13 protein-coding genes are annotated in these 11764 nt (G+C 64.8%); 12 read left to right on the plus strand and 1 reads right to left on the minus strand.

The window, feature by feature from the left end; all coding sequences use genetic code 11:
- The 8 genes from B3446_RS07080 to B3446_RS07115 form a co-directional block, all read left to right on the plus strand.
- Positions 1-389 (plus strand): S-adenosylmethionine:tRNA ribosyltransferase-isomerase (locus B3446_RS07080; RefSeq protein WP_291378796.1); only part of this gene is annotated, 389 nt, incomplete at its 5' end.
- Complete coding sequence (tgt, locus tag B3446_RS07085) at positions 386-1522, plus strand: tRNA guanosine(34) transglycosylase Tgt (protein ID WP_191576032.1); 1137 nt, start codon at positions 386-388, stop codon at positions 1520-1522. The genes B3446_RS07080 and tgt, both read left to right, overlap by 4 nt.
- Before the next feature lie 232 nt (positions 1523-1754).
- Complete coding sequence (gene yajC / locus B3446_RS07090) at positions 1755-2099, plus strand: preprotein translocase subunit YajC (protein WP_042794815.1); 345 nt, start codon at positions 1755-1757, stop codon at positions 2097-2099.
- Positions 2100-2210: 111 nt separating this feature from the next.
- The gene (secD, locus tag B3446_RS07095) at positions 2211-4091 is read left to right on the plus strand and encodes a protein translocase subunit SecD (protein ID WP_286897963.1); all 1881 of its coding nucleotides are present in this window, start codon (positions 2211-2213) and stop codon (positions 4089-4091) included.
- A 54-nt stretch (positions 4092-4145) separates the two neighbouring features.
- Complete coding sequence (secF, locus tag B3446_RS07100; RefSeq protein ID WP_175124534.1) at positions 4146-5081, plus strand: protein translocase subunit SecF; 936 nt, start codon at positions 4146-4148, stop codon at positions 5079-5081.
- A gap of 325 nt (positions 5082-5406) precedes the next feature.
- Positions 5407-5610: a type II toxin-antitoxin system RelE/ParE family toxin gene (locus tag B3446_RS07105; RefSeq protein ID WP_349680021.1), complete on the plus strand. Its 204-nt coding sequence runs from the start codon at positions 5407-5409 to the stop codon at positions 5608-5610.
- Entirely contained in the window at positions 5607-5924 is a 318-nt protein-coding gene (locus B3446_RS07110; protein ID WP_291378811.1) for a helix-turn-helix domain-containing protein, read from the plus strand. The genes B3446_RS07105 and B3446_RS07110 overlap by 4 nt, the downstream gene beginning before the upstream one ends.
- 74 nt (positions 5925-5998) lie before the next feature.
- On the plus strand, positions 5999-6676 hold the full coding sequence (locus tag B3446_RS07115; RefSeq protein ID WP_291378822.1) for a VOC family protein: 678 nt from the start codon (positions 5999-6001) through the stop codon (positions 6674-6676).
- Positions 6677-6919: 243 nt separating this feature from the next.
- Here the strand turns inward: B3446_RS07115 and B3446_RS07120 are convergent, their stop codons facing one another.
- Positions 6920-7687: a phosphatase PAP2 family protein gene (locus B3446_RS07120; RefSeq protein ID WP_291378813.1), complete on the minus strand. Its 768-nt coding sequence runs from the start codon at positions 7685-7687 to the stop codon at positions 6920-6922.
- 169 nt (positions 7688-7856) lie between these two features.
- On the opposite strand from B3446_RS07120, the gene miaB reads away from it, so the two are divergent.
- From miaB to B3446_RS07140, 4 genes are all read left to right on the plus strand, one after another.
- Positions 7857-9299 carry a tRNA (N6-isopentenyl adenosine(37)-C2)-methylthiotransferase MiaB gene (gene miaB, locus B3446_RS07125; RefSeq protein ID WP_291378815.1) on the plus strand — a complete coding sequence of 481 codons (1443 nt, stop codon included), beginning with the start codon at positions 7857-7859 and terminating at the stop codon, positions 9297-9299.
- Positions 9296-10321: a PhoH family protein gene (locus tag B3446_RS07130; RefSeq protein ID WP_175138175.1), complete on the plus strand. Its 1026-nt coding sequence runs from the start codon at positions 9296-9298 to the stop codon at positions 10319-10321. The genes miaB and B3446_RS07130 overlap by 4 nt, the downstream gene beginning before the upstream one ends.
- Entirely contained in the window at positions 10311-10784 is a 474-nt protein-coding gene (gene ybeY / locus B3446_RS07135) for an rRNA maturation RNase YbeY (protein WP_175124530.1), read from the plus strand. The genes B3446_RS07130 and ybeY overlap by 11 nt, the downstream gene beginning before the upstream one ends.
- Before the next feature lie 170 nt (positions 10785-10954).
- The coding region (locus B3446_RS07140) for an HlyC/CorC family transporter (RefSeq protein ID WP_291378820.1) at positions 10955-11764 on the plus strand (810 nt) is incomplete at its 3' end.

Consider the following 11764-nt stretch of genomic DNA (forward strand, 5'->3'; position numbering starts at 1 on the left):
TGCACGCCGAGTGGTTCACCGTGCCCCAGGCCACCGTGGACGCGATTGCCGCGGCCCGCGCCAAGGGCGGACGCGTGATCGCCGTCGGCACCACCAGCGTGCGCGCGTTGGAATCGGCCGCCGCGCAGACCGAGGGCCACACCGCCCCCGGCGTCCCGCTGGCCCCCGCCCAAGGCGACACGCGTCTGTTCATCACCCCCGGTTACCAGTACCGTGTGGTGGACGCGCTGGTCACCAACTTCCATCTGCCCCAGTCGACCCTGCTGATGCTGGTGTCGGCGCTGGCCGGCGTCGAGCCCATCCGCCGCGCCTACGCCCACGCCGTCGCCGCGCGCTACCGCTTCTTCAGCTACGGCGACGCCATGTTCATCGAAACCCCTGCCTCATGACCGGACTCAACTTCGAACTGCTCGCCACCGACGGCGGCGCCCGCCGCGGCCGCATCACGCTGAACCACGGTGTGGTCGAAACCCCCATCTTCATGCCGGTGGGCACCTACGGCAGCGTCAAGGCGATGATGCCGCACGAGCTCAAGGAAATCGGCTCGCAGATCGTGCTGGGCAACACCTTCCACCTGTGGCTGCGCCCGGGTACGGAAATCATGGAAAAGCATGGCGGCCTGCACGGCTTCATGCAGTGGGACAAGCCCATCCTGACCGACTCCGGCGGCTTCCAGGTGTTCAGCCTGCAGGGCATGCGCAAGATCACCGAGGAAGGCGTCAAGTTCGCCTCTCCCATCGACGGCGCGCGCCTGTTCCTCACGCCCGAAGAATCGATGCGCATTCAGCGCTCGCTCAATTCCGACATCGTCATGGTGTTCGACGAGTGCACGCCCTATGAAATCGACGGCCGCCCCGCCACCGTCGAAGAGGCCGCCCGCTCGATGCGCATGTCGCTGCGCTGGGCGCGCCGCTCGCGCGACGAATTTGACCGCCTGGGCAACCCGAACGCGCTCTTTGGCATCGTGCAGGGAGGCATGTACGAGTCGCTGCGCGACGAATCCCTGGCCGGGCTGCAGGACATCGGCTTTCATGGCTACGCGATCGGCGGCCTGTCGGTGGGCGAGCCCAAGGAAGACATGATGCGCATCCTGGCGCACGTGACGCCCAAGCTGCCCGTCCAGGCCCCGCGCTACCTGATGGGCGTGGGCACCCCCGAAGACCTGGTCGAGGGCGTGAGCCGCGGCGTCGACATGTTCGACTGCGTCATGCCCACCCGCAACGCGCGCAACGGCTGGCTGTTCACGCGCTTTGGCGACGTGAAGATTCGCAACGCCAAGTACCGCGACGACACCCGTCCGCTGGACCCCAGTTGCAGCTGCCACACTTGCGGCAATTTCTCGCGCGCCTACCTGCACCACCTGCAGCGCGCCAACGAAATCACCGGCGCGCGCCTGAACACGCTGCACAACCTGCACTTCTATCTGACTATCATGAAGGAAATGCGCGAGGCCATTGCGGAAGGCCGTTTTGACGCCTGGCGCGCCCAGTTCGCCGCGGACCGCGCCCGCGGCATCGAGTAGCCGGTTAAAAAAGCCCCGCCAGGGGCTTTTACCGGCAGGTTTCGCCCCCATTTGTCCGGGCAGGCCGCCGCTGCAAGCGGAAGCCGCCTTGACGCCCGGGATGACATCCTGGTTAAAGGCGGGCGATAACCTCTATACAATAGTCGGCTTGCCCTATCCATGGCTCGCGCGGGGATGGGCGCATTAAAAACATAGCGATAAACCCAAACAGACTCAAACGCAGGAGAATTCAATGTCCGTTATCGATACCGCCAGCCTCGTCGTGGCCCAGGCCGCCGCCCCCGAAGGCAATGCGCTGATGGGCATGCTGCCCATCATCCTGATGTTCGTGATCCTCTATTTCCTGATGATCCGTCCGCAGATGAAGCGCCAGAAAGAACACCGCAACCTGATCGCGGCCCTGGCCAAGGGTGACGAAGTCGTCACCGCCGGCGGCCTGCTCGGCAAGGTCACCAAGGTCAACGACAGCTACGTCACCGTCGAAGTCTCCGAACTGGCCGACAAGCCCGTCGAAGTCATCATGCAGAAGTCGTCGGTCTCGACCGTTCTGCCCAAGGGAACCATCAAGGCCCTGTAAGCGTCCCAGAAGAGCCCCAACGGGGCTCTTGTCCTTGAAGGCGCCTACCGCCGCCCGCCGCGCTCACCCGCTCGGGCGGCCCTTTCATCTCTTTAAATGAAGTAGCCGGCAATGAACCGCTATCCCCTCTGGAAGTACATTACGGTCCTGGTCGCGGTCCTCATTGGCCTGCTGTACACGCTTCCCAATTTCTACGGCGAATCCCCCGCCGTACAGGTGTCCAGCGCCAAAGCCACGGTCAAGGTCGACACCGCCGTGCTGGCCCGCGTGGAACAGATCCTGGCCGACGCCAAGATCCCCAACGAAGGCGCCTATTTCGAATTGAACGGCACGCTCGGCACCGTGCGCGCCCGCTTCCCGTCGACCGACGTGCAGCTGCAGGCCCGCGACCTGATCGAAAAATCGCTCAATACCGTTCCCGGCGACCCGCAATACACCGTGGCGCTGAACCTGCTGCCCGCCTCGCCGCCCTGGATGCGCGCGCTGGGCTGGTTCGCGCCCAAGCCCATGTACCTGGGTCTGGACCTGCGCGGCGGCGTGCACTTCCTGCTGCAGGTCGACATGCAGGGCGCCCTGACCGCCCGCTATGACTCCTTGTCCGCCGACGTGCGCTCGGTGCTGCGTGACCAGAAGATCCCCGTGACCGGCGTTGAACGCTCCGGCCAGAGCATCGCCGCCACCTTCGCCAACACCGACGACCGCGACCGCGCCATCTCGACGCTGCGTTCGCGCCTGCCGGATCTGGAATTCACCGAACGCGAAGAAGGCGGCAAGCAATTGCTGCTGGCCTCCCTGAACCCGGCCGCCGTCACCCGCGTGCAGGATTCCGCGCTCAAGCAGAACATCAACACGCTGCACAACCGCATCAACGAACTGGGCGTGGCCGAACCGGTCATTCAGCAACAGGGTTCGGACCGCATCGTGGTGCAACTGCCTGGCGTGCAGGATGTGGCCAAGGCCAAGGAACTGCTGGGCCGCACTGCCACGCTCGAAATCCGCATGGTCGACGACTCCCCCGCCGCGCAGGCCGCGCTGCTGGGCGGCAGCGTCCCGTTTGGTCTCGAACGCTACAACGACCGCGACGGCCGTCCCATCCTGGTCCGCCGCCAGGTCATCCTGACCGGCGAAAACCTGCAGGACGCCCAGCCGGGCCGCGATTCGCAGACCCAGCAGGCCGCCGTCCACCTGACGCTGGATTCCAAGGGCGCCCGCATCTTCCGCGACGTCACCCGCGACAACATCAACAAGCGCATGGCCATCCTGCTGTTCGAAAACGGCAAGGGCGAAGTGGTCACCGCGCCTGTCATCCGCGGCGAAATCGCGGGCGGCCAGGTGCAGATCTCGGGCAGCATGTCGTCCGAGGAAGCCGCCGACACGGCACTGCTGCTGCGCGCCGGCGCGCTGGCCGCACCGATGTCCATCATCGAGGAACGCACCATCGGCCCGAGCCTGGGCGCCGACAACATCTCGAAGGGCTTCTACTCGACGCTGTACGGCTTCCTGGCCATCGCCGCGTTCATCATCATCTACTACCACCTGTTCGGCGTGTTCTCCACGATCGGCCTGACGTTCAACGTGCTGCTGCTGCTGGCCCTCTTGTCCATGCTGCAGGCGACGTTGACGCTGCCGGGTATCGCGGCTATCGCGCTGACGCTGGGCATGGCCATTGACTCGAACGTGCTGATCAACGAGCGCATACGGGAAGAGCTGCGCGCGGGGGCCACTCCCCAGCAGGCCATCCATCACGGCTTCGAACGCGCGTGGGGCACCATTCTTGACTCGAACCTCACCACGCTGATCGTGGGCCTGGCGCTGCTGGCTTTCGGTTCGGGCCCGATCCGGGGCTTCGCGGTGGTTCACTGCCTGGGCATCCTCACCTCGATGTTCTCGTCTGTCGTGGGCGTGCGCGCGCTGGCCAACCTGTACTACGGCCGCAAGAAGAAGCTCACCTCGATCTCCATCGGCGAAGTCTGGAAGCCGAAGGCAAACTGAAAATAGGGCGGACGGCCCGGGCCGTCCGCCACAGAAAAGAACCGAAGGCGAAAAATGGAATTTTTCCGGATTCACCGCACCATCCCGTTCATGCGCCATGCGCTGGTGCTGAACATCATCAGTCTCGTCACCTTCCTGCTGGCGGTCTTTTTCATCGTCACGCGCGGCTTTCACCTGTCGATCGAGTTCACCGGCGGCACGGTCATGGAGGTCAATTACGCCCAGACGGCACAGCTCGAAAACGTGCGTGGCGTGGTGTCCAAGCTGGGCTACACCGACTTCCAGGTCCAGAACTTCGGCACCTCGCACGACGTCATGATCCGCCTGCCCCTGCAGGAAGGCCAGACGTCCGCCACGCAGAGCGAAACCGTCATGGCCGCACTGAAGGCCGCCGACTCGGGCGTCGAACTGCGCCGCGTCGAGTTCGTGGGTCCGCAGGTGGGGCAAGAACTGCTGCACAACGGCCTGATGGCCCTGCTGGTCGTCGTGATCGGCATCATGATCTATCTAGGCTTCCGCTTCGAATGGAAGTTCGCGGTCGCCGGCGTCATCGCCAACCTGCACGACGTGGTCATCATCCTGGGCTTCTTTGCGTTCTTCCAGTGGGAGTTTTCGCTGGCGGTGCTGGCCGGCGTGCTGGCCGTGCTGGGTTACTCCGTGAACGAATCCGTGGTCATCATGGACCGGATCCGTGAAAACTTCCGCAAGTACCGCAAGGCGGACGTGCACGAAGTCATCAACAGCGCCATCACCCAGACCATCTCGCGGACCATCATCACCCACGGTTCGACCCAGATGATGGTGCTGGCCATGCTGTTCTTCGGCGGCCCCACCCTGCACTACTTCGCCATGGCCCTGACCATCGGCATCTGGTTCGGCATCTACTCGTCGGTGTTCGTCGCCGCCGCGCTGGCCATGTGGATGGGCGTCAAGCGCGAAGACCTGGTCAAGCCGGTCAAGAAGGAAGGCGAGGAAGGCGAAGTCGCCTGATTGCCAGCCTGCTGACATGCAAAACCCGTCGCTTGCGACGGGTTTTTCTTTTTGGGTCAGGCAATTTGCGGTTCGCACGAATAGCCTGCTTCAGTGACCCCGGTTAGTTTGTCCGATTCCCCGCAAGAGCGGTTGATATATATATCCGAACAGGTATATTCATGTGGACGAACAAACCCAAGCTGCTTTTCTGAGAGGCATCTTCCAGAAAGGATTTCAAAACATTCCCGGTGCCCCTGCAAAAGCGCATGGGGATGTCGCTGTACACCCTGCAATGCGGCCGTTGGCCTGATGCCGCAAAGCCATGAAAGGACTGGGATCTGGCGTGTATGAACTGGTCGACACTGAACGAGGCAATGCTTACCGCACCGCTTATGCAATGAAGATCGACACAGCAATCCATGTCCTTCACGCATTCCAGAAAAAATCCAGATCCGGCATCAGCACACCGCAAAGCGACCTCGATCTCATTTCACGCCGGCTCAAGCGGGCAATGGCTCGCCGATACCTGGCCCGGAGCGCTCCATGACACGTCACCACAATTCCGGCACGCAAAACGTGCTCTACGACCTCGGCTTTGAAGACGCAGCGGAGCTCACCGCCAAGGTCCAATTGGCCATCCGATTCAACGACTTGATCGACGAGCGCGGCTTGAACCAGCGGGAGGTCGCCGCGCTGACAGGGATGACGCAGCCCAAGGTGTCTCAGATCCGGAGGTACAAGCTTCAGAACATCTCTCTGGAACGGGTCATGCAGGCGCTGGTTGCGCTGGACCAGCGCGTCGAAATCCGGGTGCGCAAGGCACGTCGGCCAGAGGCGGCCGGCATCTCCGTCGCTGCGTGACGTTCGCGCTTATCAGATCGATTTCTCCGCGATCCACGCATACAGGCGCGCGCGCATTCGTTACCATGCCCCTCATGAAACTCTCCATCGACCACATCGTCATCGCCGCCGCGGACCTCGCCAGCGGCACCGAATATGTTGCCGGCCTGCTCGGCATCGCGCCGCAGGGCGGCGGGGCACATCCGCGCATGGGCACCCATAACCGGGTGCTGGGCATGGCGGACGGCGTGTACCTGGAAGTCATTGCCATCGATCCCGATGCGCCGGCGCCTGATCGCCCCCGCTGGTTCGGGCTGGACCAGGGCGACGTGCGCGCACGCATCGAACAAGGGCCATTCCTGGCCCATTGGGCCGCGCGCGTGGAGGCGCCGCTAGACCTGACGCGCATGCAGGCCGAACACCCCGACCGGCTGCCGCCCGCCATCGCCATGACGCGCGGCGACCTGCGCTGGCGCCTGACTGTGCCGGATGATGGCAGCCTGCCGGCGTGGCGCGAAGCCGGTTACGAGGCCGGCGAAGGCCTGCTGCCGACGCTGATCCAATGGGACGTGGAAAACACGCCGGGCGCGACGCTGCCGCGCCAGCCGCTGCGGCTGCTGCGTCTGACCGGCTGCCACCCCCGCGCCTCGCTGCTGCGCCAGGGGCTCGCCTGGATGGGTGCGGATAGCCTGATCGACGTGGAGCAGGCCGAAGGCCCGCCCCGCCTGCGCGCGCAGATCGAAACGCCGTCCGGGATCAAGCTGCTGACGTGACGCCTGCGGTTTAGCCGTGGCGTGATGCCTTGGGTTCATCCGCGGCCGGACGCCTTGGGTTAATCCGCGGCCGGACGCCTTGGCTTCACCGTCGGCCGGAAGCCTTGGTTTCATCCACGGCTTGCCGCCTTAGGGTATCCGTCCCTGTAAGCAACGCCCCACAACAACGCCATCCACGGAACGAAAAAAAACCGCGGGGGTGATCTGCCTCCCCGCGGTCTTCTCTGGCGTCCAGGTGCTGCCTTAGCCCTTCTTCCACCAACGCCACGGCGCGCGCAGCGGCCATTGATACTTGCTGCACAGCACGCGGGGGGCCAGATAGTGCCCCACCAGCACGGCGATGCCGGCAGCCGTCATCACGTCCGACAGGTAGTGATCCAGGTTCACCAGCCGGCTGATCGCCACCAGCGCCGCCAGCAGCAGGAACACCCATCGCCAACGCGGCGCCAGAATGCCCAACACCACCGCCACCGAGAAGGCGGCATAGGTATGGCTGGACGGAAAGGAATTGAACTGCTGGGCGCGCGAAAACGATTCGCCCAATCCGTAAATGCCTTGCTCGAAGAACAACTCGGGCCGCGCCCGGGCCACGGTGCGCTTGAGCACCAGCACCACCAGCCCGCCGACCGCCATGGTCGACAGCATCAGCAGGCTGCCGCGCGCCATGGCGGCATAGCTGACACGCAGCGGATTGCGCCATCCGCGCGCCAGACCCACCAGGCCGATCACGTAGAACGCCAGCGCCATGACGATGTAATGGCCGCTTTCGCCCAGCTCGCCCACCCATTCGAAGGACTGGTCGACGCCTTCCGACACCGATTTCTGGATCCAGATGGCCAGCGGCAGGTCGACCCACAGCGCGCACGCCGCGGCGGCCAGCGCCAGCGCGCCCGCCAGCAGCGCCCACACGGACGCGGGATACGGATTACGGTATTCGTCCTGGACTGCGGAACCGGTCCCGCCAGCGAGGGAGGGAGCGGCTGCCGGAGGCGTAAGGCGATTGGAATTCATCGGTGCCGCTCGGGAGAAAAAAGGGATTTTACCGGCGCCTGCGGGCGCGCGGACCGCTATCGTAACGGCCAACGCGCGCGCCTCCAAGAAACAATTCTTGGGCAAGGGTTAAAATCCGCCCTTTCCCCCTTTCCAGCCCCCGGGATCTACACCCGTCACGGCGACCATCATGCAAGAAACCTCTCTCAAGCGCGCGGGCAATCCCCGCGACGGCGCCTCCGCCGCCCTGCCTTCGGCCACTCCCGGCGCCGGCTCCCCCCGCAAGCTGTACATCCGCACCTTCGGCTGCCAGATGAACGAGTACGACTCGGACAAGATGGCCGACGTGCTGCGCGAGGACCAGGGCGGGCTCGAACTGACCGACAACCCGGAAGAGGCGGACGTCATCCTGTTCAACACCTGTTCCGTGCGCGAAAAGGCGCAGGAAAAGGTGTTTTCGGATCTGGGCCGCGTGCAACACCTGAAGAAGACCAATCCGAACCTTGTCATCGGCGTGGGCGGCTGTGTCGCCAGCCAGGAAGGCGAGGCGATCGTCAAACGCGCGCCGTATGTGGACGTGGTGTTCGGACCGCAGACCCTGCACCGCCTGCCCGATCTCATCAAGCGCCGCCGCGACGAAGGCCGTTCGCAGGTCGACATCAGCTTCCCTGAGATCGAAAAGTTCGACAACATGCCGCCGCCGCGCGTCGAAGGGGCCACGGCATTTGTCTCGATCATGGAAGGCTGTAGCAAATACTGCAGCTTCTGCGTCGTGCCCTACACGCGCGGCGAAGAGGTCTCGCGCCCGTTCGACGACGTCCTGATCGAAGTGGCCGACCTGGCGGACCAGGGCGTCAAGGAAGTGACGCTGCTGGGCCAGAACGTGAACGCCTACCGCGGCCGCATGACCGATTCCGACGAGATCGCCGACTTTGCGATGCTGCTGGAATACGTGCATGAAATCCCCGGCATCGAGCGCATCCGCTACACGACCTCGCACCCCAAGGAAATGACCCAGCGCATGGTGGACGCCTACGCCCGCCTGCCCAAGCTGGTGTCGTTCCTGCACCTGCCGGTGCAAGCCGGCAGCGACCGCGTGCTGGCCGGCATGAAGCGCGGCTACACCACGCTGGAATTCAAGTCGGTCGTGCGCCGCCTGCGCGCCGCCCGCCCGAATCTGACGCTGTCCTCGGACTTCATCGTGGGCTTTCCCGGCGAGACCGAGGAAGACTTCGAAAAGACGCTCAAGCTGATCGAGGACGTCGGCTTCGACACCTCGTTTTCGTTCGTGTACTCGCGCCGCCCGGGCACGCCCGCCGCGGACCTCACCGACGACACCCCGCAGGACGTGAAGCTGCGCCGTCTGCAGCGCCTGCAGGCGCTCATCAACGACCAGGCGGCAACGATCGCCCGCAACATGGTGGGCACGCGTCAGCGCCTGCTGGTCGAAGGCCCCTCGCGCCGCGACCCGAACGAACTCATGGGCCGCACCGAGAACAACCGCATCGTCAATTTCCCCGCGCCCGCGCGGCTCATCGGACAAATGGTCGACGTCATCATCACCGAGGCGCACACGAATTCGCTGCGTGCCCGCGTGGCCGACGTGGACCGCACTTCGCAAGAGGCTGAATGACCACACCCCGCCCCCGCGCGCGTCGCAGCATGCCCGTCATCGTCAACCTGGACGGCGACAACACCCACCTGGCCAATCTCTGTGGCCCCCTGGACGAAAACCTGCGGCAACTTGCCGACGGCATGACCGTCAAGCTGTCCCGCCGCGGCAGCCGCGTCACCATCGAAGGCGAGCGGGCCGAACTGGCTGGCCGCATCCTGCGCCGCTTCCACGAACAGGCCGTGCACCGCGCCCTGTCCATCGATGACATCCAGCTTGGATTGGTCGAGATCGGGGTGGGCCGCCAGGAAGACAAGCTCAAGGAAGAGCAGGCCCGGGAACTGGACGCCCTGCCCGCCCTGGACGATGAAAGCGACGGCATCGCGCTGCGCACCAAGCGCAGCGACCTGCGCCCGCGCACGCCGCGCCAGCGCGACTACCTGAACAACATCCTCAAGCACGACATCACGTTCGGCGTCGGCCCCGCCGGCACGGGCAAGACCTGGCTGGCCGTGGCCTGCGCCATCGACGCCATGGAACGCGACACGGTCCAACGCCTGGTGCTGACCCGCCCCGCCGTCGAAGCGGGCGAGCGCCTGGGCTTTCTGCCTGGCGACCTGGCGCAAAAGGTCGACCCGTACCTGCGCCCGCTGTATGACGCGCTGTACGACCTGATGGGCTTCGAAAAGGTCCAGCGCCTGTTCGAGAAGCAGACCATCGAGATCGCCCCGCTGGCCTACATGCGCGGCCGGACGCTGAACCACGCCTTTGTCATCCTCGACGAGGCGCAGAACACGACGCCCGAGCAGATGAAGATGTTCCTGACGCGGATCGGCTTCGGCAGCAAGGCGGTCATCACCGGCGACCCGTCGCAGGTCGACCTGCCGCGCGGCCAGGAAAGCGGGCTGGCGCATGCGGTCAAGGTGCTGCATGACGTCCAGGGCATCGCCACCACCAAGTTCACCAGCCGCGATGTCGTGCGCCACCCTCTGGTCGCCCGCATCGTCGACGCTTACGACCGCGCCGCCGAAGATGAAGCCTGAGCTGTCCCTGTCCGTGCAGTACGGCGTCGAAGAGGCCCGCCTGCCCCGCTGGCGCCTGCGCCGCTGGGCAGAGCGCGCGCTGGGCGCCGCCTTTGAAGACGGTCTGGTGGAGTTTTCGGCCGCAGAACTGAGCCTGCGGCTGGTCGGCGCGGCCGAGGGCCGCCGCCTGAACCGCGACTTCCGCGGCCGCGACTACGCCACCAACGTGCTGACCTTCGAGTACGGCGTGGATCCCGTGGGCGTGGCGCGCGGCGACATCGTCATGTGCGTGCCCGTGCTGGTGCGCGAGGCCCGCGAGCAGCGCAAGACGCTTTTGGACCACGCCGCGCACCTCACCATCCACGGCGTGCTGCATTCGCTGGGCTACGACCACATCAAGGCGCGCGAAGCCAAGCGCATGGAAGCCCTGGAAACCGCGACGCTTGCGCAGATGGGCATTGCCGATCCGTACGTGGCCGACTGACCGCCGCCGCCCGCGTGCCGGAGGCCTCGGGACAACCCTGAGAAAATGCCGGAAAATGGCGTGCAGCAAGGCGCAGATCGCGTCCATTGCAGCCATTTTCCGGGCCGGCGTTACAAACGATGGGCCAGTATCGGTTATGCTGGCTCCTCCCTAACTTGTCCTCCCGGACGATGTCTGACCCTTACCCTGCTCCCGAAGCGACGCCTGCTCGCTCTGCCAAACCCGCCACCAAATCCCTCCTAGACCGCCTGCTTTCCCTTGTGCGCAAAGAGCCCGAGGACCGCGAAGGCATCAAGGCCGTCCTCGAAGCCGCGCACGAACGCCAGTTGCTCGACGCGGAGTCGTACAAGATGATCAAGGGCGCGCTTGCCGTGTCCGAGGGCACCGTCGGCGACATCATGGTCCCGCGTTCGCGCATGGATCTGCTCGATGTCACGCAGCCCATCCCGTACCTGGTGGCTTCGGTGATCGAAACCGCGCATTCGCGGTTCCCCGTCTACGAGGGCGATCGCGACAACATCATCGGCATCCTGCTGGCCAAGGATCTGCTGCGCTGCATGCTCGAGCCCAACATCGAAATGCGCACGCTGGTCCGCCCCGCCGTCTTCATTCCCGAATCCAAACGCCTGAACGTGCTGCTGCACGAGTTCCGCGCCAGCCGTAACCACCAGGCCATCGTCATCGACGAGCATGGCGGCATTTCCGGGCTGGTCACGATGGAAGACGTGCTGGAACAGATCGTCGGCGACATCGAAGACGAGTTCGACGAGACCGAAGAAGATTCCATTTTCCCCGAAGGCGAGAACCAGTGGCGCGTACTTGCGGCTACCGATATCTCGCACTTCAACGAAGTGTTCGGCTGCCAACTGCCCGATGACGAGTACGACAGCGTGGGCGGCTGGATGGGCGGCCAATTGGGCCGTATTCCGCGCCGCGGCGACCACGCCGATTTCGACGGCCTGCGCCTTGAAGTGGCGCGC

The sequence above is a fragment of the Achromobacter sp. UBA5777 genome (assembly GCF_002418565.1).
GTDB lineage: Bacteria > Pseudomonadota > Gammaproteobacteria > Burkholderiales > Burkholderiaceae_B > Achromobacter > Achromobacter animicus.

Excerpts from the sequence above, each read along its gene's own strand:
- tgt (WP_191576032.1), top strand. The coding sequence starts at position 386 with ATGACCGGACTCAACTTCGAACTGCTCGCCACCGACGGCGGCGCCCGC.
- yajC (WP_042794815.1), top strand. The coding sequence starts at position 1,755 with ATGTCCGTTATCGATACCGCCAGCCTCGTCGTGGCCCAGGCCGCCGCC.
- secD (WP_286897963.1), top strand. The coding sequence starts at position 2,211 with ATGAACCGCTATCCCCTCTGGAAGTACATTACGGTCCTGGTCGCGGTC.
- secF (WP_175124534.1), top strand. The coding sequence starts at position 4,146 with ATGGAATTTTTCCGGATTCACCGCACCATCCCGTTCATGCGCCATGCG.
- B3446_RS07110 (WP_291378811.1), top strand. The coding sequence starts at position 5,607 with ATGACACGTCACCACAATTCCGGCACGCAAAACGTGCTCTACGACCTC.
- B3446_RS07115 (WP_291378822.1), top strand. The coding sequence starts at position 5,999 with ATGAAACTCTCCATCGACCACATCGTCATCGCCGCCGCGGACCTCGCC.
- B3446_RS07120 (WP_291378813.1), bottom strand. The coding sequence starts at position 7,687 with ATGAATTCCAATCGCCTTACGCCTCCGGCAGCCGCTCCCTCCCTCGCT.
- miaB (WP_291378815.1), top strand. The coding sequence starts at position 7,857 with ATGCAAGAAACCTCTCTCAAGCGCGCGGGCAATCCCCGCGACGGCGCC.
- B3446_RS07130 (WP_175138175.1), top strand. The coding sequence starts at position 9,296 with ATGACCACACCCCGCCCCCGCGCGCGTCGCAGCATGCCCGTCATCGTC.
- ybeY (WP_175124530.1), top strand. The coding sequence starts at position 10,311 with ATGAAGCCTGAGCTGTCCCTGTCCGTGCAGTACGGCGTCGAAGAGGCC.